We start from the raw sequence: 23,875 nt of genomic DNA, 5'->3' as shown, positions 1-23,875 counted from the left end.
CTCACGCCCGGGAAAAACCGGGACCAGTGACTCAAAACAGCTAAAACTGCCGGACGATCCATTCCTGGATATCCCGCCCGATTTTCATTCCGGTCGTTTTCGAAAAAGCATCCATATCAATTTCGGCCCTGGCCAGCCCCTTGTGACCGCCGGCCGGCCCCATGGCTCCGAAGATTCTGGCGGCTGTTTTGCCGGCGTTCCGGCTGACACCGTCGTTTCTGAAAATCACCACCAGTTTGCCGTCATAAACACCGGAAACAACACTCCAGCGGATGGCGCTGACGCGCATGAAAAAATCAGCGAGGATAACGCAAACATCCGGGCTGTCCACCTGATCCAGGTGAACAAACACCTTATTTTTCCTGATGACATGACGGTCCAGCGCCCGTGAAAAATATTTTAAAAAATCCCGGCTGATCTCCTCCTGCTCGATCCGGCGGGCCAGATACACATTGGTATGCCGGTAAATGTATTGAAAGGCCCGGATATCCTCAAGCAGCACTCGCCGTTCGAAATCACCGGTATCGACTTTAATCCCGATAAAAAGCGCCGTAGCCAGTTTCATGGCCGGCACAATCCGGGCGGCTTTCAGGTACTCAATCATCATGGAGGAGGTGGCGCCATATTCCGGCCGTACATCCACATATCCTGCTGCCGGTGCCTTTTTTGACGGGTGATGATCAATGATTACATCGGGGTTGAACGCTGAAAATCGCTCGTTATGATCCGGCTGGGAATCCACGATCACGAAACGGTTATACTGACCGATGACCACCTTATCAAGATGAACAAGCCGGGCATCCAGCAGGCGTACCATGGCGATATTGTCCGGCCGCTCCATGACATTGATGCTGGCCAGGGTCACGGAAGCGACTTTTTTCCATAACAGCCTCCTGACAGCCATGGCGCTGGCGATAGCATCCGGATCGGCATTAATCACCACCAGGACATGGTCTCCGGCCTGGAAACGGGCATAAAACAGTCGCAGCCTTTCCAGATTGGATGTGGGCATATATCAGTCTTCTCCGGGGGAAAAAGGTCGTTTCATATAGAGAGTGTTGCCGGTGTCATTAAACCGGTTTATCCATATATTTACCTGAATCTGGCGGTGAAGTAAATCAGATCCCTTAACAGCGTATATTTCATGGACAAACAAGCTGCTTCCATTATATTACTGGAATACATTATCATCAGGGGAAACGGGAGATAAGGAGCGGAAAATGATGCTGCAAGGGGCCGTGGGTATTATCGCATTTGTTCTTCTGGCCTGGTTGATCAGCGAAAACCGGGGACAGGTTCGCTTCACGACCCCTTTGATCGGTATCGGCCTGCAATTCGCCCTGGCGGTGGTATTTCTGAAATCTCCCGGATCCATCCAGTTTTTTAAAATGCTCAACCGGGTCATCTTGGCCATTGAAACAGCCACCAACGCGGGGACATCCTTCGTGTTCGGCTATCTCGGCGGCAGCACGTCCCCTTCCCCCTTTGACATTACCAACCCGCAGGCAACCTTCATTCTCGCCTTTCAGGCCCTGCCGATTATTCTTATCATGAGCGCCCTGTCGTCGCTCCTGTTTTACTGGCGGGTATTGCCCGCCATGGTCAACGCTTTCTCCTGGCTTCTGGGCAAGGTCACCGGCATCGGCGGCGCCGAAGGCGTCGGTCTGGCTTCCAATATCTTTCTCGGCATGGTGGAATCACCCCTGTTGATCCGGCCTTATCTCAAAACCATGACCCGCAGCGAACTCTTTTCCGTCATGACTTGCGGCCTGGCGGGCATCGCCGGCACGGTCATGGCCCTGTACGCCAGCTTCCTCAGCAAAGTGCTTCCCGAAGCCATGGGCCATATTCTGACGGCCTCGGTCATCAGTGTGCCGGCCTCCATCACCATCGCCAAGATCATGATCCCCGAAACCGGTTCCATCACCGACGGCAAGGTCGTTCCTTCGCAGAACGCCAGAAGTTCCATGGACGCAATTACCCTGGGGACCATCGAAGGCGTGCAACTGCTGATCAATATTGTGGCCATGCTGATCGTACTCGTGGCCCTGGTTTATATGGCCAACCTGGGATTGAGTTTTCTGCCGTGGTCTGACGGAAATCCGCTCACCCTGCAGCGCCTGCTGGGATACCTGATGGCGCCGGTGGTCTGGCTCATGGGCATCCCCTGGAGCGAGTCGGTGACGGCCGGCACTCTGATGGGCACCAAATCCATTTTAAATGAACTGCTGGCCTATGTGGAAATGGCCCGTCTGCCGGAAGGCGCCTTGAGCTCCAAAAGCCTGGTCATCATGACCTATGCCCTGTGCGGTTTTGCCAATCCCGGCAGCCTGGGCATCATGATCGGCGGCATGGGGACCATGGTTCCGGAACGCCGGGATGAGATCGTTTCCCTGGGAGTACGGTCAGTCGTGGCCGGCACCATGGCCACCTGCATGACCGGCGCAGTCATCGGCCTAATTGTGTAAACCCATAACCCGAATGAATGAGGAAAAATATCATGGCACCCCGTATCGAACTGCCGTCTTTAGAAGAACTGCCGCAGGAAATCGGCGACCTGTTGAAACTGCTGCCGCCGCTGAACGCCTTCCGCATGATGGCCCTGGTCACCAACAGCTTCAAGGGTTTTCTCGACCTGGCCGGATCGGTGCTGTCCGGCGCGGATTTCGACGCCCGCCTGCGGGAAATCGCGGTGCTGCGCGTCGTCCGGGTGATGAACTGCAAATACGCCTGGAGCCACCATATGACGGTGGGGAAAATGACCGGCCTGACGGATGAGGAGATCCGCGCCATCCGTGATGAAAACCCGGTGCGGTCCCTGGACGCGGAAGGCAATCTCCTCTGCCGGGTGGCCGACGAGATCACTACCAGCGTCCGCCTGGGCGATGAATCACTGGCCGCCATCAAAAACCGCTACGGTAACAACGGCGCGGCTGCCCTGATCCTCTGTTGCAGTTACTTCAACATGCTCGGCCGCTGCCTGGAAAGCATGCGGGTACCGCTGGAAACCGAAGACGTGGACAGCGCCATTAAAACAATTTTCGAAAAGCCCGCGCCTTGACGGCCGCGTGTATATTCGAGTCGCCGAAAAACCGACAGGCTTTTTTAAACCTGGCTTGCCCGGTCACCCTAACCCGACTGGGTTTTCGCGGGGAAAAACAATGATGTTGGGTTCCCAGAAGGCGATGCGGACTGTTTTTCCCGGAAACAGGTCGTGCCGTTCTCTGAGGTACGGGGGCAGCTTGATTTCAAAGTCATACGCTTGCGAACTGCTATTGCTCTTAAAATAAATCAGGCAGTATTCGGGAAAAGAAAATATAGAGACAATGACTCCGGCAATAACATTGTCCTTTAACTGGTCCCGCAACGGGCGCCCTTCCTTGATGATTTTCACATCCTGCTGACGGATGCACAGAGCCACCTTCTCTCCGTCGGGAATTTTCCCGGACAAAACAAAACGAAAAGCATCGGTATCTACAACCGTGCCGGCGGTGTGGGCGCGGGCCGTACCTGAAAAAATATTCCTATAATTCAGATAGGCGGCCACTTCCCGTGTGGCCGGTCGCTCGAAAATCTCATTTTTGGCACCGCTCTGATGAATTTCACCGTTTAGAATAACCGACAACCTCTCGCCCAGACTGTAAGCTTCTTCCAGGTTGTGGGTAATATGAAAAGCGGTCATTCCGATTTCATTAATGATCTTTTTTAACTCCACCCACAAATCCCGACGGGACCCCTCGTCAATGGAGGAAAACGGTTCATCCAGAAAGACCAGGTCGGGTTGTATGGCCAGCGCCCGGGCCAGGGCGACTTTCTGCTTCTCTCCACCGGACAGATGGCGGATGCCTCTGCCGCGGAGATGACCGATATGAAACGTATCGCACAACCGGTCGACAATAACGTTGGCCGTTCCGGGATCCTGTTTTCTGGAAAACAATCCGAAACGGATGTTCTCTTCCACGGTCAAATGAGGAAAAAGAGAATAGTGCTGAGGCACATAGCCCATGCGCCGATCTTCGGGCCGACAGCGGCTGATATCCCGGCCGTTCAGGAAAACAGCGCCGCGATAAATACGAAATAATCCGAGCATGCACTTAATCAAGGTGGATTTACCGCTGCCGGTAGGCCCCAGAAGAACGTGATACTCGCCTTTCCCGCATGAAAGCTGAATGTTCCGCAGGGAAAAATTGCCCACGGAAAGGGTCAGCGATTCAACCTGAAGAAAGGCACGCGTCATATTAACCTATCGCCATCCGGACGTCAGACGTCGTTCCACCAGAGCGAAAAAATTTTCAAAGGCCAGACACATAACAGCCAAAATGGTCAGACAGACGATAATTATATCAATCCGCATCAGGCTTTCCGCTTTCATCATCAGGGCGCCAATACCGGTGGGGATAGCCACCATTTCAGCGGCGATGACCGTACGCCAGGCCATACCGGCCTCCAGCCGGAGCCCGGTAAAAATATTGGGCAGGGCCAGGGGAAAAATAACGGTAAACAGAATGCGTCTTTCCGAGGCGCCCAGGGTCCGGGCCACCCGAATATAATCCCGGTCTACGCTCTTGATCCCGGTGATGGTGTTGTAAAGGACCGGGAAAAAGGAACAAATAAAAATAAGTGCAATGGGCAGCATCTCATTGATCCCGATCCAGAGCATCAGCAGCGGTATCCATCCCAGGGCGGGAATGGGATAAAACAGGCTGATGATGGGATTCAGGGATTTGTCGATGACCGTTCTCCAGCCCATCAAGGCGCCCAGCATTATCCCGGCGACCGAGCCGGCCAGGAATCCCGCCAGCACACGAATCAGGCTGCTGAAAAAGTTTTTCCCCAGCACGCCGTTGATCGTCAGCACATAAAACTGGTACAGCACCTCAGAAAACGGGGGGAGAATCAGATGGCCGGGCAGGATTTCCATTCGGGCCGAAAACTCCCATATTCCCAGAAACAGGGCAATGGGCAACAATCCCCATCCGCTATTCCACTTACGGCGTGTGTTCATGCTGAATAAATCTTAAATCAAGGATATCTTCGGCTGGAACCTTCTTCTTTAAATAGCCCAGCCTGGCCATATAGTCTATGGTATTCTGTACCTCTTCCGGTGAGATATCTGCGGTGAATTCCATTCGTTTCATGGACCTCTCCAGGATTTCCGGCGAAACAGCGGTTTGATCACTTCCGATGATCTTCTCATCCTGAGACATCCCGTCTTTCGATAACCGCATCTGCCTGGCAACGATTTCCGCCGCCTGCCCGGGTTCGTTCCGAATAAGCGTGTTGCCCCGGGCTAACAAATCGAACAGAATTTTTACCGTCTCCGGATGATCACGGATCAACTCATCCTTCACCGCCAGAACGCTGCCCTGCATTTGAGGCCAGACATCCTGGGCGGTCACCAGAACCTCATAGCCGGATGACTCGGCCATGGTCAGCCACTGTTCCGGCAGCATGACGGCGTCAAGCTGACCGGTCTTAATGGCCAGCAACTGTTTTGCCGGCGGCATGCGTTTTACGTTTTTAAGCACCCTGTCCGGGTCTAGTCGGTGGATATCGATGATTTTCCGCATCAGGACATCAACGGCGCCGCCCTCCTGCACGCATCCGATACGAACACCTGATTTTTCCATGTCTTTGACGGTCTTGATCCGGCGGCGGTCAACCGCCAGCCCGTATCCATATTGATGAGTTCCAGCCACGATTTTCATCGACACCCCGGCGTTGACACAGGCATTAATGGCCGGCACCAGACACAGATAGGCCACCTGGACATCATCCCTGGCAAGCGCCGCCGCCAAAGCCATGCCGCTCTCAAAGCTCTCAAACGTCTTTATGTTCAGGCCGGCGGCCGTGAACCAGTCCTGATCCCGGGCGATGAAAGCAACGGCGGCATGATCCATGAACTCCACCGCCATGTTGATGGAAATGTTCAATGATTCAGGGGGGGAAATACCTTCCGCGCTTGCCTCCATCCAGCTGCTGGATACAATAAATATACCGGCCATCACCACATAAATCATTTGCCGCGAATCCATGCCACTCTCCTCCGCTTTTCTACAAATAATGGATACGTACTTTATGCGATTATAATATTGCCCGGGAAAACTTATACGACCACTGACAGAAGAACCAGTTGCTTTCCTTGTCCGAAGCTACTTTCCCGGCAAATTCATCCGGCCGGAAATGTCCGAAACCAACCTGAAACTGCTGCTTCTTGGACAGGTCAAAGGTCGTCACGATATCCAACTCTCTTCCCACTTCATCTCCGGATCGGCCGCTTTTATCCCGATAGGCCTGGGCGTTGAGATACCAGGCGTCTTCCCTTTCCGCCAGGCGGAATTTATGGAACTCGGTTTTAATAAAAAGTTTTTCATGCGGCCGGACCTCCAGGTTGACCTGGGCGTCTTTTATATTCTGCCAGTGGAAAAAATTCATCCGGCCGTACATCATGTCCCGGGCGCCGAAGGCCCCGTCAAATGTTTCCTTCTTCCCGTCAACCGGATTGGAATCGCCGGAGGCGAAACTGTATTCCATGCTGAGACCGGGCTTCATGCCGATCTCCGAAAAGGTATAACCCGCCAGCAGATGATAACCGTAAGCTTCGATATCATCATGAGCGAACGCGCCTGCCTGTGAGATATAGGTGAGATCATAGTCAAATTCCTTTTTGTCTGCTTCACCGGCCCGGATACCCCCATACCAGGAATCGAAATCGCCGGTCCGCTGATCCTCTCCTCTGTAACGGTCATGATCATCCTGTTTTGTCATCAAAAAAGGCTCCAGCGCCACCGGAAACCGTTTCACGGGCAGATCGAAATGACCATAAAAACCGCCGCTTTCAAACCCGTGGCGATGATTGAGGCTGAACTCATTGGGTTCGTGGAGTTGCGTCTTTCCATAGTATATATCCGCGAACCCGCCCTCAAAGCCATAGGACCATTTTACCGCATCCCATACCCAGCGGCCGCTGTTGCCCCATTCACCGGGACCGAAAACGCGGTTATCCCCATAACATATCCGTTGTCGGCCGCCTTTAACGGAAACCGGCAGATTAAACACTTTTTTGATTTCAAGATAAGTATCCCACATTTCCCAGCGATCTTTGTTGGGGTTATCCTCCATGCCGAACCGGCTGCTGTAAAAATCACTATCTGTAAGGGCGCTGTCCCAGACTTCGGCATTCTGCATCCAGAGGGAAAGATGGATGTCCGGGTCCGGGTTATAATCAAGCCCCGTTCTCAACCGACCGAGAACAAACCCGTCTCTGGCGTTCCCTTTAGCCGGGTCGTCTCCGTAATATAATTGATTAAAATTATCCTGATACTCATACCGGAACCGGATATTGGCGCCGAAGGTGAGTTTCCCCTGAACACCTTGAGCCATTGTGACTGGACTAAATATTCCGCATAACGAAAAAATACATGGGATCGCCAGCAACATGATTTTTTTTCCATTTGGAGTCATTCTCATTTCACGCCCTGTTAATGGATTGGCGCTCTCCGCTGTTTTCCAGCAGGCGCAGAGGTCCGCGGCCGATGGCCTGGTAAGCCCTGATCGTTGCGGATGGATATCTTCAGTTGATTTGCATAGCCGTTATATATGTATATAAAGAACGGCAAAGTCAAGAATATTTTCAGGCTCCCGTTCTATTTTTTAATCCAATGACCGTATGGGTATTTCGTTAGCAGTCGTCTTTGACTTCAGCGGGATCTTTCTATAATGTTTTTCTGCACAATGGAATTGGACATGGCAAGAACGGATTTGTAATGGAACAGCCGATCAGAACATCCAAGTCGGCGCTGCTGCTGGTGGTTACGGTGACCACATTCATGGGACCGTTCATGGTTTCCGGGGTCAACATTATTCTGCCGGCCATCAGCCGGGAGTTTGCCGCCGGGGCCGTGCTCATGAGCTGGGTAGCCAACGCCTATCTGCTGGCCACCGCGGTCATGCTGGTGCCCATGGCCAAAATCGCGGACATGAATGGACGAAAGAAAATATTTGTGGCGGGCATCACCCTGTTCTCCCTGGCCACCATTCTCATCGCCCTGGCCCCGACCCTGTGGCTGCTCATCGGTCTGCGAGCCCTGCAGGGCGTGGGCGCCGCCATGATATCCGTCACCGGCATCGCCATCATCGCCGCGGTTTTCCCGCCGGCCCAGCGCGGCCGGGCCATCGGTATTACCGTCGCGGCCGTATATACCGGACTTTCTTCCGGTCCTTTTGCCGCCGGATATCTTTCGGCGGTCTGGGGCTGGCGGAGTGTCTTCACCGTCACCTTTCCGGTGGGGCTTCTGTCGATTTACCTGGCGATGGCCATGATCAAAGATGAGTGGACCCCCGCCCGGGGGCAGCCGCTGGACGTGGCCGGAATCTGCCTGTACGGTCTTTCGCTGATCCTGTTCATGCCCGGTCTTTCGAACATGCCGTCACCTAACGGCTTTCTTCTGCTATTTGCCAGTCTGGCGGTATTCTGTCTCTTTATCCGGCAGGAGATGAAATTTGATTGTCCGGTAGTGGAGATCAGCCTTTTCCGCAACAATCGCGGATTTTCCTTCTCCAGTCTGGCGGCGCTGATTAATTATGCCGCCACTTTTGCCGTCGCTTTTTACTTGAGCCTGTATCTTCAGTTCATTAAAGGCATGACCCCTCAAACCGCCGGTCTGGTCCTGATATGTCAACCGGTCATGATGGCTATTTTTTCCCCGCTGGCCGGACGGCTCTCCGACCGCTTTGAACCGGCCCTGATCGCTTCTGCGGGCATGGCCCTGTGCGCCACCGGGCTGTTCCTGCTGGGCCGGATCACAGCCGCCACGGCCATTGGCGATATTGTCGGGACCCTGCTGCTGCTCGGCCTGGGTTTTGCCCTCTTTTCCTCGCCCAACATGAACGCCATCATGAGCAGCGTCCAACCGGCCCATTACGGCCTGGCCTCCGGCACCGTGGCCACAATGAGACTTATCGGCCAGATGCTCAGCATGGCCGTGGCCACCATGTTCCTGGCCATCCTGATCGGACCGGAGCAGATCACACCGGCCAATCACCACTGTTTCATGTTATCCCTCCACCTGGGGTTCGCCACCTTCTGCTCTCTCTGCCTGATCGGCATCTGGTTCTCTTCCGCCCGGGGCAATATCCAGCGGTCTTAACCATGGAAAAAAATAAAACTATTAAAAAATGGCTCTACCTGCTGCTGACCATCGGCTGGCTGGCGCTGTTCATCAAGCCCGCCCTTCTGCTGGACCGCTATTTCTTCCCGCCGCATATTTATTTAAAAGATTTTATGCAGGAATGGCTGATGGCCCGGGCGGTAACAGAAGGGATGAATCCGTATGCTCCCCTGGCGGAACTGGCCGGATACTTTTTCTCACCGACGCCGGAACGGACCGGCCTGGTCCTCCCCTCTCCCCATCCGCCACCGGCCATTCTGCTGGCGCTGCCCTTCGGACTGGTCGCTTATTCCAAAGCAGTCGTGCTCTGGTTTTTAATGGAACTGGCCTGTATATTCACATCCGTTTATCTGGTCGCCCAATGGTGGCAGGACAGGCGTCCCGGCCTCCGCCATATCGTGTTTCCATCATTGATGCTGCTGGTCCTTGCCCCTTTCTGGCAGGGACTTCTATACGGCCAGCTCTCCTCGCTGCTCCTGATGCTGCTTCTCCTGACATGGCGTGTAAAGCGGCAGATTCCAGCCGGTCTTTTTCTCGGAATGGCCCTGTCCGTCAAATTCATGGGCTGGCCGATCCTCCTGTTTTTTTTAATTCGAAAAAAATGGCGGGCCGCGGGGATTGCTGTCGTGATCCCGGTACTGGCCAACATCATGGCCGCCCTGGTTATAGGGGGGGGGCCCGTCTCACACTATTACCGGTTTGTGGCGGTATTTATGGCTTCGGTTTACCGCTGCATGGAATGGAATTTTTCCCTGTGGACCCTGGGGTGGCGGCTCTTTTCAGGCATGTGCCGCCCCTTTGAGCAGAGCATCGGCATTCTCCCGCTTGTCGCCTGCGATGCCATGGCGCCCTATGCCTCTATCTTTATTCTGCTGGCCGTCCTTGCGACGGGACTGGCCATGGCCTCGCGTTCTTCCGACCGGGACGTATCATATGCCGTGCTGTTCTGTGTCAGCGCCATGGTCACGCCCCTGGCCTGGATTCACACACTGGTATTACTGCTGCTTCCGCTGGCCGTGGCCTTGCGGCGGCTTCAACAATCCGGCTGCCCATCTTTCCCGACCGCCCTGTGGGGATTGCTGACGGCCCTCCTGCTGATTCCCGACTTCACCCTTATAAACTTTCTCTCCAGGTTCAATATCAGCCCGAACTTCTCCGGGCCGACAGTTGTTTCCTTCTGGCCGGGCCTGATCACCCTGCTCCCCCTGGCCGTGACCCTTTGCCTGATGGTCCTGGTATACCGGTCCGCCAGTTCCGGCCGGGACGCCTCGTCTGTCGCCAATGCCTGATATTCCTGCCCTGGAACCATGGCGGGGCTCAAACGTGATATCCGACACCCCTCTTAAAACCGGAAAAATATTGACACCCGGGCCGTAACAGGTATAGATAAACGTTTATAATTCCTGTTATTAATCGTCTCCGGCCGGTCGCGAGAAGAGCCGGCCTTATGACCGTGTGGAGGTAACCGGCATGTTTAAGCATATTCTTGTCCCGACCGATCTTTCCATGAAAAGCAACCGGGCGCTGGAAATCGCCATAGATATGGCAACCGCCGCCAACGGAAGGATCACCCTCATTCATGTTATCGAAAAGATCGAAGATTCCGACGGCGATGAATTTCAGTCTTTCTATGACAAACTGGCGTCAAACGCCCGCCTGAAGATGGAGAAAATGACGCGGCCACATAAGTCCAGCGAAGCCAGGATAGAGACGGAAATCATTATCGGCAGCCGGGTAAAGGAAATTATTGAATTTTCCATTACCCATGATGTGGACCTGATCATTTTAAGCTCCCACAAACTCACGAATGTTGATGCCGTCGAAGGATGGGCGACCATCAGCTACAAGGTCGGCATCCTGGCCCCCTGCCCGGTCATGATGGTGAAGTAGCGGTCTTTCCCCGCTAGGCCGCCATGCTAAAACCGTGCATGACATATATCGATGACCCGGAAGGCGCCATGGTCCCGGCCGGTCTGCCGCCGGTCATTGACGCCCACGTCCACATTTTTCCGGATACTGTTTTTGCGGCCATCCGGAAATGGTTTGACGCCCATGCTTGGCATATCCGGTACCAGATGACATCACCCCTGGCAATCGATTTTCTCCTGTCCCGGGGCGTCCGCCACATCATCGCCCTCCAATACGCCCACAAGCCCGGAATCGCCGGTCAGCTGAATCAATACATGGCGGAAACCTGCCGGAGGTTCGAAGGCCGCGTGACCGGCATGGCCACCGTGTTCCCCGGGGAGGATCATGACGAGGAAATCCTGCAGGAAGCCTTTGACGCCGGCCTGGACGGATTGAAGCTGCACGCCCACGTCCAGTGTTTCGACATAAACGGCAACGCCATGAACCGTCTGTACGACTGCTGCCGGCGCAACAAAAAACCGATTGTCATGCATGCCGGCCGGGAGCCCAAGAGCGATGCCTACCCCTGCGACCCCTATCAGGTCTGCGCCGTTGAAAGAATCGAACTGGTCCTGAAGGATTTCCCGGACCTGAAAATCTGCGTGCCGCACCTGGGGTTTGATGAAACAGCGGCCTACGCGGAACTGATCGAGAAGTATGACAACCTGTGGCTGGACACGACCATGGTCCTGGCCGATTATTTCCCCATGGACAAACAGGTCCGGCTCGACCGCTACCGGCCGGACCGGATCATGTACGGATCCGATTTTCCGAATATCCCCTACGCCTGGGACCGGGAACTGAAAGCGTTACAGGCGGCGGGCCTTTCGCCGGATACAATGGGAAATATATCCTCGCGCAACGCCGCCGGGTTTTTCGGAATCGATCAGGCCGGTCTCAATTTCTGATGGAATAATACCGGTAAAACGGGTGATGGTTCGAAGGGGCCGCGGCATCGGGCGGAGGGGGGGGGTGGATCCCCGTGCCTGAAAACTGAACGGGGCTGTCGCCGGGATAAAGCGGCACCCGGACCATGATCAGGGACCCGGGCAGGGTTTCCCAGCAGCGGGTGTCGGGCGCCTCCATGAGCAGAAAAGCGATGCGCACGATGGCTTCCACATCAGAGTCACCGATGCTGTTGGCGATGGCCTGCTTGGCGATAACCCGGGCGGTTTCCTTGGCCATGATCTGAAGCAGGCGCTGATTCAAAGACGCTCGCAGCACCGAGCCGACATCCGTCACTATCCATTCCGCCCCCCGCATACCGTACAGGGTGCCGATGTCCGGGCCCGGGAAAGATCCGCCACGATCCTCGTAGGCGAAAAAAGAGAACCGGATTGCTTCCGGCAAAATGATATCCTGAGGAATTTTTACCGGCGCCCGGCCCTGACTGACGAAAAACAACATCTCTCCGACCGGATTGCCTTTTACGCCGGTATCGGGTTGGGAGAGGTATTTCCGAAAATGTTCCACTTCATCAAAAAAACCCAGCCGTGCTCCCAGGTCGCAGAGCCTGCCGGCCACCGGTCCGGGGTCACCCATCAGCTCGGCCAGTTTTTTATATTCGATATAGGCACCGTTAATTTCACCTACCGATTCAAAGCAGTGGGCAACAAGCGCCCGGGTAAAATAATCACCGTTGCAGGCCTCGGGATAGGCGTCATACACTTTCAGGGCCTGCTTGGCTTCCACCAGGGCGCTGTCATTTCTTCCCAGAATAAGAAAATTCATCATCTGGAAAGTATGAACCAGAAGCCGCTCGGCATATTCTCCCTTGTAATCCATCAGCCATTCGGATGTCACCAGGGAAACGGTCTGCTGGCTGGCGCTGATGATTTCCTGCTCCTCGATCAACGAAGAAGCCTTGAGCAGAAGGTTGACGCTCTCCTCATAATTGCCGCTGTAATGGAGGATCGCCCCCTTTTCCATGTAATAGAGAAGCAGGTCGCGGGAACTGATCTTGTCCGCATCAATCAGGGCCTGGGAAGCCCCGGCGATGTCACCCCGGTAAAAGGCGTCCCGGGCCAGGTTCAGGTTGCCGTAAGCGCAGCCGGAAAGCATGAGGCCCGCCGCCAGAAGCGCGAAGCGGGCCCATCTGCCGTATGTCCGGACCAGGCCGGGCCATCGCGTCAATTCAGACATGGATCATCCCGGCCGGGATTACCAGCCGATAAACGGTTTTGAGGATTCCCGGACGATTTCCGCCTGGTCCGTCCATTCGATCAGACCGCTCTGCAGATCGGTCAGCTCCAGGGTCAGGCTGTAATACATCAGGGTCTTCTTTTTCAGCCGCACCTGTTTGGGTTGTTTTTTCTCGATGGAGCGCAGGGTGCCGCTGACGATGTATTCGGCACCCACCTGCCGGGCCCGCTGCAGGCGGGTTTCGGGGCTGACGCTGCCGCCGTACTGGTAGTCGGTTTCTGCGGCGACGTTGTCCCGCTGGGTCAGGTTGACGAACCGGGCCTTTCCGGACTGAAGGATTTCCTGGCGGATATCATCGGTAATGCCGCTGGTTTCGATGTGTTCCGAGGTGCGGTTGGCCACGCCGTAAACGATCAGCACCGGACGGTCGCTCCGGGCCGCCAGGGGTGACTTGGTCACCAGGGAGGTGACCAGGTAATCGACGATGGCGTTCTTATCCGAAAAGTCATACCCCTCATCATAATGAACAACATCATCCGGAGAGACATCCCGGGTAGTTGCCCGGCATCCGGCAAACAGGGTCAAAACGACGGCCGCCGACATCAGCAAAACGGTTTTCGCAATACGGTTCCGGTACATATTCCGCCTCCTGAGGTAAAAAGAAGAACAAATAATGAAGCGCTATTGACTGGCTTCGATTTCGTTGAGCTTGATCCGGGCCGCCTCATTGTCCGGGTTCTGCCGGAGTTCGGTGACCAGTTCATCAATGGCTTTCTGTTTCATCCCCTTGCGGTAATATTCCATGGCCTGGTAATAATGGGGACTTACCTGGGACTGCTGTGCCCGACGGGCGGCGATATACTTCTCATGAGCCGCCTTATTGGCCGGATCGATTTTAATGGCGATCTGGTAAAAGAAAATCGCGTCGTCCATTTCACCATTGCCGTAATAAGTATCTCCCACGCTTAGCGCCTCGGTGGAATCTTCGATGTTCCACTGCTTCATGCGGTCCCGCTCCCGCTGCTGCAGTTCAAAGTCAAAATCTTTCATGGCATTGACTTCATCGGCGGTGCCTTCCACGGTATGCTTGATGATCACATTGGTGTCTTCGCCGAATCCCGCCGCGGGAACCAGGCAGACGGCCAGCAATGCTAAAAACAATCTGATTAATGGTATTTTTTTCATAGGACCTCCTGAAAAAAGAAATGCTTCCATGATGGGTTTGAAGGGCTTACATCAGCGGAGGTATAAATCCTACCTCATAGTTAATATAATAAACCATAGTGTCTTGACTGTCAATTTAACCAGGATACCTGGCTCCCGCGGGCGTATAGTGTCGCACTGAAATCTTCGCTCAATTTCGCGCGCAATACCTTGCCCATGGGATTGCGCGGAATCTGATCGACCTTGACAAAAAAATCCGGCGTTCTCGCCTTCCCATGCTTTTTAAGCATCTCGCCCTGAAGGGCTTTGATTTCGAAATCCTTGGCCACTACAATTGCCGCGGCGATATCCTGTACCCCGTCTGAATTTTCAAAGCTGAACGTAGCGGCGTCCTGAACGCCATGATAATCGTTCAAAAACAGGTCCAGGGAATCAAGATTGATCTTGATTCCGCCACGATTAATCAGTTCATCGCCCCTCCCGGAAAGCGCCAGAAAACCGTTTTTCGTCAGCCGCCCCGTGTCCCCCGGGTAAAACCAGCCATCCCTGAAGAAGCTGCTCGTGGCCACGGGGTCTTTGTAATATTCATGGACCATTCCAGGGGTTCTAACCCTGATTGTTCCCTCCTGCCCCTGGGGCAGGATCTCGTGAGACTGATTAACGATCTGGATCCGGACATTCGGAAGAGGGAATCCGGCAATGGATGCCGCCGCGTGATCATTGCTTTCAGATATCGCGCCGATGGGTCCTGCTTCAGTGCTGCCGTAAACATTCATGACTTTTTCACACAAGTTTTCTTTTATGTTTTTTAACAGAAGCGGAGCAATGGCTCCGCCGGCACTTCGCAGAATTCGGACTGACCCTTCGTATGGTTTGCCATTTTGTATGTCCTGCACCATCGATCTTATTTGCATGGGTGATCCGATCAGACTGTTGATCTTGAAAAAATTTACGGCGTCCAAGACAGACCGGTTCCTCGGAACGGCAAAAAAAACGTTTCCGGCCGCCAGGATATTCAAGGCAGTCGCAAAGCCACCGGTCGTTCCGATCGGCATCATATTCATCTCCCTGCCCGGAGTCGCCCAGTAAAACCAGCTTAAGGAAAGCCGGATTTCCAGGGTCCTGACGGTAAGAGCAACGGCTTTGCTTGCTCCGGTTGTACCGCTGGTCAAAATCAATCGGCAGACACTATCCTCGTCGGGGTAATCCAAAGGATCGGTTAATGGTTCGCCGGAGAGCGCTTTCTGAACCCAGGCGGAATCGATAAACAAATGCCTTCCCGCCGGACCACCGTCGAACTCGGCACGATCCGAGAGTACCCAGTCTATTCCGAGGTTTTCATTGGTGAGGGTGTATTTTGAACTGGAGCATGGTACGGCTGCTTCATGAAACAGCGCCAGGGTCAAAATCCAATGCCAACTGGGGTCCGCTATCATCAGCGCCACGATTTGACCGGGTTTTACTCCGGAACGTCTGAATGTGGCCGCGAACTTTTGGATGATAATCAGTAATTGACCGTAAGTCAGATTCAGATTGAAGCTCTGGATGGCGAAGGCATCCGGCTTCATCCGGGCATGAAAATAAAGATATTTAACAGGATTCAGCATGAACTGGCGATTTCCTTTAATCCACTGGAACTGTATTGCTTTTAAAAACCGTCGGCTTTTTTCCCGTCAAGTCATCAACGGCGTTCGGGCTTACGGTCACTGGTGTTTTTACAGCACCATCCCTATAACAAGGCACAAAACATGTGTCAATGATCTATTCCGACGGTGACACCTGTCGGTAAAGCAATTATTGCCGGTGAAAGAAATCTTTTTTATAAAAAATACAAATTGACAGGTATTGCTGAAGCGTATATTGTTAGGTTGGTTGACCAAACAAAAATCCGGATAAAACGCCATGGGTCGCAAATCAAACGCTACACAGAGACGGGAAGAGATCGTCTGGTCCCTGTTTGAGTGTCTGGCGACCAGCGGTCACGAAAAAATAACCATTAAGGAAATCGCCTCCCGGGCCGGTCTCCCCCCCGGCGTCATCCATTATTATTTTAAAAAAAAAGATGACATCGTCGCCGCGCTGGTGGCATCTCTGACCGGAACTTATCAGTCGCTGCTGGATGAAGCGCTGAAATCCGTGACGGTTCCGACGAAGCGACTTGACCGGATGCTCGATTATCTGGTGGAGGCGTTCGTGTTCGACCGTGAACTTAACCGGGCCTTCTACAACCTGGTGCAATTAGGCTTTGAACGTGAGGAAGTAAGCACCCCCCTGCGCCGGATGCTCGCGGTTTATCGCGGAACCATGGAAAAAATATTTAGAGAGGCCGGCGCGGGGGGGAAAAGCGCCTCACTCTCCTGCCTGCTGGTGGCCTTGATCGAGGGACTGGCCCTGCAGTGGATGATCGATCCGGATGCCCTGGAAAAAGGCCGCGTCCGGCAAACCGTCAAACAGACCATAAAAAACAGCTTGACCGACAAAAAGGGAGAAACGGAATGAAATTGTTTGAGGAAAAAAGCTTCTGGATGACTACCCGGGACTATATTCCCGGCCCCGGGTTGCAGGAAGATCTGAACGTCGACGTGGCCATCGTGGGCGGCGGGTTTACCGGCCTTTCCACGGCCTATCATCTCAAGAAAGATTCCCCGGGCGCGCGGGTGGCCCTGCTGGAGGCCCAGATCATCGGGTACGGCGCCAGCGGCCGGAACGGCGGGTTCAACATGACCCTGTTCGGCCTGACCATGGACATCACCCGGCTCCGGTTCGGACGGGCCGGTGCCCGGGAAGCCCACCATTATATGGAAAGAGCCGTGGATACCACCCGGGACCTGATCGACGAATTGAAGATCGATTGCGACTATGAACACAACGGCTTTCTGAGGGTAGCCACCTCCCCCCGCTATAGAAAACGGATCATGCATGAGGTCGAACTGGCCCATTCCCTGGGCCTGACCGGCATCGAGTGGCTGGAACAGGACGCTACCCGGCAGGAGGTGAACAGCCCCACTTACCTGGGTGCCTGGTGGGAACCCCGCTGCGGCATCCTCAACCCGGCCAAGCTGTCCTGGGGATGGAAAACGGTCATCACCGGCCAGGGCGTGTCGGTATATGAAAATACCCCGGTCGAGTCCATGAGTCGCCAGGGCGATAAAATAATCCTGAAAACTCCTGGCGGCACCATCACCGCGGACAAGGTGGTTCTGGCCGCCAATGCCTGGTCTCATTTTATTCCCGCCATCCGCCGCAAACAGGTGCCGCTCTGGACTTACATTGTTCTGACGGAGCCCCTGTCAAACCGCCTGATGGAACAGGTCGGCTGGAAAAACCGGCAGGGTATCGAAGATGCCAGGAACCTGGTTCATTATTACCGGCTGACCGCCGACAACCGTCTGCTCATGGGCGGCCGGGACGCCGGCCTGGCCTGGGGAAACGATATGGACAAGGACCAGAGCCCGACTGTATTCGCCGGCCTGGAGCAGGATGTCAGGGATATCTTTCCCCCGCTTAAAGAGGTTAAGTTCACCCACCGCTGGGGCGGGCCGGTTTCCATTACCCTGGATCTGGCCCCGGCCATGGGGTATGTGGGCGATAAAAACGTGGTCTACAGTGTCGGCTGCATGGGCCATGGCGTCAGCCTGACCCATTTGAACGGCCGGACCCTGGCGGACCTGGTGCTGGGAAAAAAGACCGACCTGACCGATGTGTTCTTCGTCAACCGGACCACCCTGCCCTGGCCGCCGGAGCCCATCCGCACGTTAAGTTCCAAGGCGATCCTGGCTGCCATGAACTTCCAGGACCGGTTCACGGATTGAACCCGCTGATGTTGGAAAGCAAGCTTTCAGTTTCCGTCATCAGTATGCGGCACCGGCTTCTGCCCTGGCAGGCCGGGCAATCTTAATCTATCCATAAACATATTGACATTCAAGCTGCTATTCAGGGATTAATAGTTCGTTTAATGTATATGGTTTTTGAGGGAAGGGATAAACATCTCAAGGAACAATAGGGTAAAAGCATTACCGGTTCGAATCATTTAACATAGAATAACAATATGGGAGCGTTTCATGACTAAACATACCGTCTCCATCGTCAGATATGAGGAACCGGGCGTTTCCGTACGCCGGGCCGTGGAACTGGCCGGCGGACTGGATCACCTGCCGGCTGACGCCAGGGTGTTCATCAAGCCCAACATCGTTTTCTGGACCAAGGCCGTCCAGTTTCCCAAGTGGGGGGTCATCACCACGTCACGGGTGATCGAAGACGTGGTCCTGCTGCTCAAGGAGCGCGGTGTCAAAAGCATTACCATCGGCGAAGGCATCGTCGTCTCGGATCCCCGGGACACGGAAACACCGGTCCACGCCTTCAAAACCCTGGGCTATGAAATTTTAAAGAAAAAATACGGGGTAGAATCCGTCAATGTGCTGGAGCGGCCGTTCAAGGCTGTCGACCTGGGAGAAGGCATCGAGCTGAATTTCAACGCCGACGCCCTGGAGAGCGATTTTCTGGTGGATATCCCGGCCATGAAAACCCATAACCAGACGGTGGTCAGCCTGGGCATCAAGAACCTGAAGGGCCTGATCGATTTTAACTCCCGGAAAAAATGCCATAACGCCGATCCCGTCAAGGACCTGCATTTCATGGTCGCCCGGCTGGCGGACGTCATGCCGCCCATGCTGACCGTGCTGGACGGAATCTATACCGTCGAACGCGGGCCGGGCTTTGATGGGAAAATGCGGCGCAGCAACCTGCTGGTGGCCTCCCGGGACATCCTTTCCGCCGACCTGGCGGGCGCCCGGCTCCTGGGCCATGACCCGGCACACGTTCCGTATCTTGTCCACGCCGCGGCCAACCGGAATCGGCCGACCGACCTGTCCGACATCGACGTTGTCGGCGAAAGCATCGACAGCGTGTCTTCATTTCACGAATTCGATTTCCAGTACCAGGACAACGCCGATACCTGCATCCCGGCCCCCATGGCCAAAGGCGGGCTCAAGGGCATCTACTACCGGAAATTCGATACCACCATGTGCACCTACTGTTCCGGCGTCAACGGCCTCATTCTCCAGGCCATCCGCTACGCCTGGAAAGGCCAGCCCTGGGATCATATCGAAGTGCTGACGGGAAAGAAGATGGCGCCTGCCCCGGGCATGAAGAAGACCATACTGGTGGGCAAATGCATGTACGAGGCGCACCGGAACAACCCGGACATCCAGGAAATGATCGCCATCAAGGGCTGCCCTCCCAAGCCGGACAATATTTACAAGGCCCTGTGCCAGGCCGGATTTGACGTCAATCCCGACCTGTTCGCCAATATCGAACAATTGCCGGGATTCTTTATGAGCCGGTATGCCGGCAACCCGGAATTTGACGAATCCTTTTTCCAGGTGACATAGCCAAAAACGGATTCGTCAGGGTCGACCCATTGTTTGAGCCGACTGCTTTTTCATTTCCGACCATTTGACGGCCTTGGCCAGAACATCCGTGGCCAGAAGCGGATTGCGCTTGTGGCTGTAAATTTCAATGGATCGTCCCAGGGCCTCGGACACCAGGTCCCGCCCCAGGGGTGACCGGGTGATCACCGTCGTCCAGCCATCCGGCGCCCCCAGTCCACCGAAAGAAATATCGGCGAACTCGGCCGCGTAATCGTTGCAGTATCGACAGGCATAGCGCTTCATGAAGTCGATATCGGCCAGGGGGATGTGCCGGACTTCCTTGTTGCGCAGGTGAATCATGAGGTCTTCCTTGACATTGATCTTGCTGACTTCCGACCATCTGAAGCGGCCGATCTCTTCCAGCCGGCGCTGCTGCTCGGGGCCGAAGATAAAATTTCCCGTGCAGAACAGACCGAGCAGAATGGTAAACGATCCGGCGGGCTCGATGCCCAGAGACTGAAGCCGGCGAATGGCGTTGACCTGGCAGGGAGACCCCACAAAGGCGACCCGGTCCATCCGTTTGGCGCCCATGAAACCGACTTTAAAGACATTGGGCGAATAGGTGGAATAAAGTTCGGAAAACAGCTTCAAACCGTGCGACGCGTCAAAGTGAAATCCGGCCGACGCGATGATTTCCTCGCGGCTGGTAGCAAACCACGGTTCCCTCTGGAATAACCCTGACGGCTTGGTGACAATAGCGCCGTCAATATGGCCTTTTTCAAGTAAATGAAGCAGAAGCGCCGTTACTGCCCCGCCGTCGGTAGCCCGGGCCTGAATATCCGGATTGATCGCCTGGGCCACGGAGGAGTCGAGAACCCGACCAATAGGCAGTTCCCACCCCACCAGTTTTTTTATGTCTTCATCCAGCTCCCGGGTCACCGGGCATATGGAGTAACACAGTCCTCCCTCCATGCAATTTTCCAGAGTCTTGAGCCGGGGGCGTCCTTCTTCATCCTGTTCCAAAGCGCCATAATGAACGGAGGTGCAGAAAGCAACGCAGGCGCCACAACGATGACAGAGTCCCGGTTTCTGAACTTCCTCGACCAGATCGGCAAATGTTTTCATGGCCTGTCCTCAATTTATATTGAATGTGGAAAACTTTTAATCTCTGGTTGTCGTCCTGGGAAACCACGGGAATTAGCCGCTTTTCCCCAGAATCTCTCCCCTTTATGTAAAATTATTTTATCAAATATTTTTTGTCGTAGCAAATGTAATGCCACCATTTCCGGGAAAACCCATATGCCAGAGAGAACTCGCGCACAATACTCAATTCGATGAGATTAGAAACCGTTACGGTACACCATAATATGCCCGGTCTTTCGGGTGCCGGTAATCAGTGTCGGAAATTTTAAAATAAGCCATGCCGGACATCCCCACAGCCGCACTTCATGTTGAAATTTTTTACAAAATGATTTTTCTGGTGTCAGTTAAAACCGCACGCTGACAGCCGGGACTTGTTGAACTTAAAAGTTTCTGTTACAAATTACAGAATAATTATGCAAGGGGACAAGGATCAGGAGCAGCGGACATGACTGGCTTTACGACCCGCTTCAAACCGGGAAAAACAACGATTACGGCCTGGATACTGGCGATTACCGTCCTGCTGTGTGCCGGATGGTCCGGCGCCACGGAGACGGAGCAGGAAATCGATGATCAGTCAGCGTTTTTAAAACAATCGATTGAGGAATCCCTGCGACTTGAAAAAGATCTTCTGGCGGGCCTGGAACAGGAGAGAGAAAAACTTCGTGAACTTGAGCCTGGCCTGTTGGTCGAGCTGGAAGATTACCGGACCCTGCACACGACCCATACCAATATGCTGGCCCAGCCCATGCCGGATCCCGGCGCCCTGGAACAGGCCGATGCGCATATCAAGGCGGCACTGATCCGGATCCAGGGACGACTGGACGCCTTTAATAAGCAATTCAATGCCATCCGGCCGTTACGGACCGGACTGAATGAACAGCTGGCCATCAATAACGCCTATCTGAAGGAAATCCGGAAATCACGCAAAAAGGCCCCTCAGGACGCGGAGTTTATCCAGAATCTGGAAACCCTGGTCGACACGATCAAGAAGAAACAGCAGCTTCTCGATAAGCTCGCTGACTTCTATCAGTCTTACATCGACAAGCTAAACGATTTTCAGAGTACGCTTCAAGCCCTCTCACCCAAACTAACTGCCCGTCTCAGCGAGAGCAGAACCAGTTCCCTCTTGATCCGACGGGTGACCCTGTTTGCCGCCGGTAGCCGCGACACCCTGGTCAAAGAAGCGGACAGCCTGTTCCAGCAACTCAAGCATCTGGTATCCGCCGCGTTTATCGGGGAAGAATTCGGCCTGATGTGGAAATCCGCCAGCTCGTTTCTGGCCGTACCCATGCTGCTGTTTCTCCTGACCCTGATGATCGCCTTCCGGATGCGCAGCGTTCATCTGAAAATATGGGAAAAATCTGAGCTCCAAAACTGTCCGGCTTTCCGGCTGGCCTGGCGGGCCCTGAACCGTTCAATTTTTCTTCTGGTCATCACCGTATTTCTGTTTGCATATACGCATAGCGGGAAGACTTACGTTCCCGCCCATATGGTGATCCTGCTCTCTCTGTGCCAGCTTTTCCTGTACATCAAATGGGGAATGGACATTTTGTCCGGAGCCGGCCAGTCAGGGCTGATTAACATTCAACCGGCTTTCCTCAAACGATTGCGCGTCCTGTCCTCCCTGATCCTTTTCTATATGGCGGCCTACATTTTCATCAGCCATGGGGCCCAGCCCGGCAATATCCTGCTGACCTGGGCCCGGCTGGGCTTTGAAATCCTGTTCATCGCCTGGTGCCTGGAGTTCTGGAAAACAGACCGGCGCCTGCAACCACCGGCGATGTTTGCGCGGAAAGGATTCATCAAGAAGGAAGCGGTTAGGATTCTGACATACAGCATCAGTTTCGGCGGCCTGGCCTTTGAAATCGCCGGTTACGGCGGCATATCGTTGTTCTGGTACGCTTCCTGGGGGCAGACCCTGGTGATCGGCATGTGGGCAGGACTGTGTTACAACGCGCTCCAGGAATTATCCGGTATTTTTCAGGCGGATCCGGATAAAATCAAGGACGGATACCAGTCCTCGGGCGCGCCGGTCACCTGGCTTTTCTTAAAACTCGGGCAGCCGGTGGTGCTGGTTATCTTTCTGATGGCCGTCATCCTCTCCTGGGGGGGAAAACGGACCTTTCTGATCACCCTGATCGCAACCATCCGCAAAACTTACCATATCGGAAGCATTGAATTCAGCATTCTGGGATTCATATACGCACTGGCCGCGCTGCTGATCACCCATATCATCGCCCAGAGCTGGCGGCATTTCTTTCAGCAGAAGCTGCTGGCCCGCAGCGGTATGGTGATAGGCCTGCAGGAGTCCCTGACCACCATCAGCGTCTATCTGTTGTGGGTGCTGGGCGTGCTGGTCTCCCTGAGCTTTCTCGGCCTCAACACCACCAGCCTGGCGGTAGCCTTCGGTGCCCTGGGCATCGGGGTGGGGTTCGGGCTGCAGAATATCGTCAACAATTTCATCAGCGGCATCATCCTCCTGCTGGAACGTCCCATCCAGGTAGGTGACGATATTCAGGTCAATGACATGTGGGCCACGGTCAAAAAAATCAACATCCGTTCCACCATCGTGCAGACCTATGATAACGCTTCCGTCATCATTCCCAACTCCGACCTGATCAGCAACCAGGTGATCAACTGGAGCTTCAACGATAACCGGCTCCGCCGGAGCATCGTCGTCGGCGTCGCCTATGGATCGGACATCGAACTGGTCCGGCAGACCCTGCTGGAAGCCGCCGCCAGTGTTCCCCGTGTCTTCAGACAGCCCCGGCCCGACGTGATCTTCCGGGACTTCGGGGACAGCGCCCTGATCTTCCACCTGCGCATCTGGACCCATGTGACGTATTATCTGTCCGTGGAAACCGACGTGCGATTCGCCATCGACCGGCTGTTCCGGGAAAGGGACATCAGCATTCCCTTCCCTCAACGGGATATCCATATTATCAACCAGAATCCGCCGGCGGTGACGGAGTAAGCGGA

General features: G+C 54.5%; 20 protein-coding genes. 10 read left to right on the top strand and 10 right to left on the bottom strand.

From position 1 onward, the window contains the following. Window positions 1–40: 40 nt before the first annotated feature. Window positions 41–1,012, bottom strand: coding sequence for a DHH family phosphoesterase (locus AB1724_15015; protein ID MEW6079120.1), 972 nt, complete (start codon window positions 1,010–1,012; stop codon window positions 41–43). Window positions 1,013–1,220: 208 nt separating this feature from the next. On the opposite strand from AB1724_15015, the gene AB1724_15010 reads away from it, so the two are divergent. Together AB1724_15010 and AB1724_15005 are read left to right on the top strand one after the other, a co-directional pair. Next, window positions 1,221–2,468, top strand: a complete 1,248-nt coding sequence (locus AB1724_15010; protein ID MEW6079119.1) for a nucleoside transporter C-terminal domain-containing protein — start codon at window positions 1,221–1,223, stop codon at window positions 2,466–2,468. Window positions 2,469–2,500: 32 nt separating this feature from the next. Beyond that, window positions 2,501–3,061: a carboxymuconolactone decarboxylase family protein gene (locus AB1724_15005; GenBank protein ID MEW6079118.1), complete on the top strand. Its 561-nt coding sequence runs from the start codon at window positions 2,501–2,503 to the stop codon at window positions 3,059–3,061. Window positions 3,062–3,124: 63 nt separating this feature from the next. Here the strand turns inward: AB1724_15005 and AB1724_15000 are convergent, their stop codons facing one another. From AB1724_15000 to AB1724_14985, 4 genes are read right to left on the bottom strand one after another with little or no spacing between them, the layout of a single operon-like run. Then, window positions 3,125–4,237 (bottom strand): ABC transporter ATP-binding protein, encoded by a 1,113-nt coding sequence (locus AB1724_15000; protein ID MEW6079117.1) that lies wholly within the window; start codon window positions 4,235–4,237, stop codon window positions 3,125–3,127. Window positions 4,238–4,243: 6 nt separating this feature from the next. Further along, window positions 4,244–5,005: an ABC transporter permease gene (locus tag AB1724_14995; GenBank protein ID MEW6079116.1), complete on the bottom strand. Its 762-nt coding sequence runs from the start codon at window positions 5,003–5,005 to the stop codon at window positions 4,244–4,246. Continuing rightward, window positions 4,989–6,035 carry an ABC transporter substrate-binding protein gene (locus AB1724_14990; GenBank protein MEW6079115.1) on the bottom strand — a complete coding sequence of 349 codons (1,047 nt, stop codon included), beginning with the start codon at window positions 6,033–6,035 and terminating at the stop codon, window positions 4,989–4,991. The genes AB1724_14995 and AB1724_14990 overlap by 17 nt, the downstream gene beginning before the upstream one ends. A gap of 49 nt (window positions 6,036–6,084) precedes the next feature. Next, window positions 6,085–7,383: an alginate export family protein gene (locus AB1724_14985; protein ID MEW6079114.1), complete on the bottom strand. Its 1,299-nt coding sequence runs from the start codon at window positions 7,381–7,383 to the stop codon at window positions 6,085–6,087. 383 nt (window positions 7,384–7,766) lie between these two features. On the opposite strand from AB1724_14985, the gene AB1724_14980 reads away from it, so the two are divergent. The 4 genes from AB1724_14980 to AB1724_14965 all read left to right on the top strand — a co-directional run bounded on the left by AB1724_14980 (window position 7,767) and on the right by AB1724_14965 (window position 11,986). Further along, window positions 7,767–9,149: an MFS transporter gene (locus AB1724_14980; protein ID MEW6079113.1), complete on the top strand. Its 1,383-nt coding sequence runs from the start codon at window positions 7,767–7,769 to the stop codon at window positions 9,147–9,149. Window positions 9,150–9,151: 2 nt separating this feature from the next. Beyond that, on the top strand, window positions 9,152–10,459 hold the full coding sequence (locus AB1724_14975; GenBank protein ID MEW6079112.1) for a glycosyltransferase family 87 protein: 1,308 nt from the start codon (window positions 9,152–9,154) through the stop codon (window positions 10,457–10,459). Window positions 10,460–10,640: 181 nt separating this feature from the next. After that, window positions 10,641–11,060 carry a universal stress protein gene (locus AB1724_14970; protein ID MEW6079111.1) on the top strand — a complete coding sequence of 140 codons (420 nt, stop codon included), beginning with the start codon at window positions 10,641–10,643 and terminating at the stop codon, window positions 11,058–11,060. Between the two features lie 38 nt (window positions 11,061–11,098). Next, complete coding sequence (locus AB1724_14965) at window positions 11,099–11,986, top strand: amidohydrolase family protein (GenBank protein MEW6079110.1); 888 nt, start codon at window positions 11,099–11,101, stop codon at window positions 11,984–11,986. On the opposite strand, the gene AB1724_14960 is transcribed toward AB1724_14965, so the two are convergent. The 4 genes from AB1724_14960 to AB1724_14945 form a co-directional block, all read right to left on the bottom strand. Continuing rightward, on the bottom strand, window positions 11,976–13,220 hold the full coding sequence (locus AB1724_14960; protein MEW6079109.1) for a hypothetical protein: 1,245 nt from the start codon (window positions 13,218–13,220) through the stop codon (window positions 11,976–11,978). The two genes, AB1724_14965 and AB1724_14960, sit on opposite strands and share 11 nt — an antisense overlap. Window positions 13,221–13,238: 18 nt before the next feature. Then, window positions 13,239–13,859: a penicillin-binding protein activator LpoB gene (locus AB1724_14955; GenBank protein MEW6079108.1), complete on the bottom strand. Its 621-nt coding sequence runs from the start codon at window positions 13,857–13,859 to the stop codon at window positions 13,239–13,241. Between the two features lie 42 nt (window positions 13,860–13,901). After that, the gene (locus AB1724_14950; protein ID MEW6079107.1) at window positions 13,902–14,405 is read right to left on the bottom strand and encodes a hypothetical protein; all 504 of its coding nucleotides are present in this window, start codon (window positions 14,403–14,405) and stop codon (window positions 13,902–13,904) included. Between the two features lie 110 nt (window positions 14,406–14,515). Next, window positions 14,516–15,991, bottom strand: coding sequence for a class I adenylate-forming enzyme family protein (locus AB1724_14945; GenBank protein MEW6079106.1), 1,476 nt, complete (start codon window positions 15,989–15,991; stop codon window positions 14,516–14,518). Between the two features lie 295 nt (window positions 15,992–16,286). Between AB1724_14945 and AB1724_14940 the strand changes: the two genes are divergently transcribed. The 3 genes from AB1724_14940 to AB1724_14930 all read left to right on the top strand — a co-directional run bounded on the left by AB1724_14940 (window position 16,287) and on the right by AB1724_14930 (window position 19,774). Beyond that, window positions 16,287–16,883, top strand: a complete 597-nt coding sequence (locus AB1724_14940; protein MEW6079105.1) for a TetR/AcrR family transcriptional regulator — start codon at window positions 16,287–16,289, stop codon at window positions 16,881–16,883. Further along, window positions 16,880–18,196 (top strand): FAD-binding oxidoreductase, encoded by a 1,317-nt coding sequence (locus AB1724_14935; protein MEW6079104.1) that lies wholly within the window; start codon window positions 16,880–16,882, stop codon window positions 18,194–18,196. The genes AB1724_14940 and AB1724_14935 overlap by 4 nt, the downstream gene beginning before the upstream one ends. A gap of 249 nt (window positions 18,197–18,445) precedes the next feature. After that, window positions 18,446–19,774 (top strand): DUF362 domain-containing protein, encoded by a 1,329-nt coding sequence (locus tag AB1724_14930; protein ID MEW6079103.1) that lies wholly within the window; start codon window positions 18,446–18,448, stop codon window positions 19,772–19,774. A 15-nt stretch (window positions 19,775–19,789) separates the two neighbouring features. Here the strand turns inward: AB1724_14930 and AB1724_14925 are convergent, their stop codons facing one another. Beyond that, on the bottom strand, window positions 19,790–20,878 hold the full coding sequence (locus AB1724_14925; protein MEW6079102.1) for a Coenzyme F420 hydrogenase/dehydrogenase, beta subunit C-terminal domain: 1,089 nt from the start codon (window positions 20,876–20,878) through the stop codon (window positions 19,790–19,792). 463 nt (window positions 20,879–21,341) lie between these two features. Between AB1724_14925 and AB1724_14920 the strand changes: the two genes are divergently transcribed. Beyond that, the gene (locus tag AB1724_14920; protein MEW6079101.1) at window positions 21,342–23,870 is read left to right on the top strand and encodes a mechanosensitive ion channel domain-containing protein; all 2,529 of its coding nucleotides are present in this window, start codon (window positions 21,342–21,344) and stop codon (window positions 23,868–23,870) included. Window positions 23,871–23,875: the final 5 nt, after the last annotated feature.

Source organism: Thermodesulfobacteriota bacterium (genome assembly GCA_040753795.1).
GTDB lineage: Bacteria > Desulfobacterota > Desulfobacteria > Desulfobacterales > Desulfosudaceae > JBFMDX01.
The sequence above is the reverse complement of the archived record's forward strand: the minus strand, read 5'-3'. Positions and strand labels throughout refer to the sequence as shown.

Bases quoted from the DNA above. Each gene is read 5' to 3' on its own strand.
- AB1724_15015 (MEW6079120.1), bottom strand. From the start codon at position 1,012: ATGCCCACATCCAATCTGGAAAGGCTGCGACTGTTTTATGCCCGTTTC.
- AB1724_15010 (MEW6079119.1), top strand. From the start codon at position 1,221: ATGATGCTGCAAGGGGCCGTGGGTATTATCGCATTTGTTCTTCTGGCC.
- AB1724_15005 (MEW6079118.1), top strand. From the start codon at position 2,501: ATGGCACCCCGTATCGAACTGCCGTCTTTAGAAGAACTGCCGCAGGAA.
- AB1724_15000 (MEW6079117.1), bottom strand. From the start codon at position 4,237: ATGACGCGTGCCTTTCTTCAGGTTGAATCGCTGACCCTTTCCGTGGGC.
- AB1724_14995 (MEW6079116.1), bottom strand. From the start codon at position 5,005: ATGAACACACGCCGTAAGTGGAATAGCGGATGGGGATTGTTGCCCATT.
- AB1724_14990 (MEW6079115.1), bottom strand. From the start codon at position 6,035: ATGGATTCGCGGCAAATGATTTATGTGGTGATGGCCGGTATATTTATT.
- AB1724_14985 (MEW6079114.1), bottom strand. From the start codon at position 7,383: ATGGCTCAAGGTGTTCAGGGGAAACTCACCTTCGGCGCCAATATCCGG.
- AB1724_14980 (MEW6079113.1), top strand. From the start codon at position 7,767: ATGGAACAGCCGATCAGAACATCCAAGTCGGCGCTGCTGCTGGTGGTT.
- AB1724_14975 (MEW6079112.1), top strand. From the start codon at position 9,152: ATGGAAAAAAATAAAACTATTAAAAAATGGCTCTACCTGCTGCTGACC.
- AB1724_14970 (MEW6079111.1), top strand. From the start codon at position 10,641: ATGTTTAAGCATATTCTTGTCCCGACCGATCTTTCCATGAAAAGCAAC.
- AB1724_14965 (MEW6079110.1), top strand. From the start codon at position 11,099: ATGACATATATCGATGACCCGGAAGGCGCCATGGTCCCGGCCGGTCTG.
- AB1724_14960 (MEW6079109.1), bottom strand. From the start codon at position 13,220: ATGTCTGAATTGACGCGATGGCCCGGCCTGGTCCGGACATACGGCAGA.
- AB1724_14955 (MEW6079108.1), bottom strand. From the start codon at position 13,859: ATGTACCGGAACCGTATTGCGAAAACCGTTTTGCTGATGTCGGCGGCC.
- AB1724_14950 (MEW6079107.1), bottom strand. From the start codon at position 14,405: ATGAAAAAAATACCATTAATCAGATTGTTTTTAGCATTGCTGGCCGTC.
- AB1724_14945 (MEW6079106.1), bottom strand. From the start codon at position 15,991: ATGCTGAATCCTGTTAAATATCTTTATTTTCATGCCCGGATGAAGCCG.
- AB1724_14940 (MEW6079105.1), top strand. From the start codon at position 16,287: ATGGGTCGCAAATCAAACGCTACACAGAGACGGGAAGAGATCGTCTGG.
- AB1724_14935 (MEW6079104.1), top strand. From the start codon at position 16,880: ATGAAATTGTTTGAGGAAAAAAGCTTCTGGATGACTACCCGGGACTAT.
- AB1724_14930 (MEW6079103.1), top strand. From the start codon at position 18,446: ATGACTAAACATACCGTCTCCATCGTCAGATATGAGGAACCGGGCGTT.
- AB1724_14925 (MEW6079102.1), bottom strand. From the start codon at position 20,878: ATGAAAACATTTGCCGATCTGGTCGAGGAAGTTCAGAAACCGGGACTC.
- AB1724_14920 (MEW6079101.1), top strand. From the start codon at position 21,342: ATGACTGGCTTTACGACCCGCTTCAAACCGGGAAAAACAACGATTACG.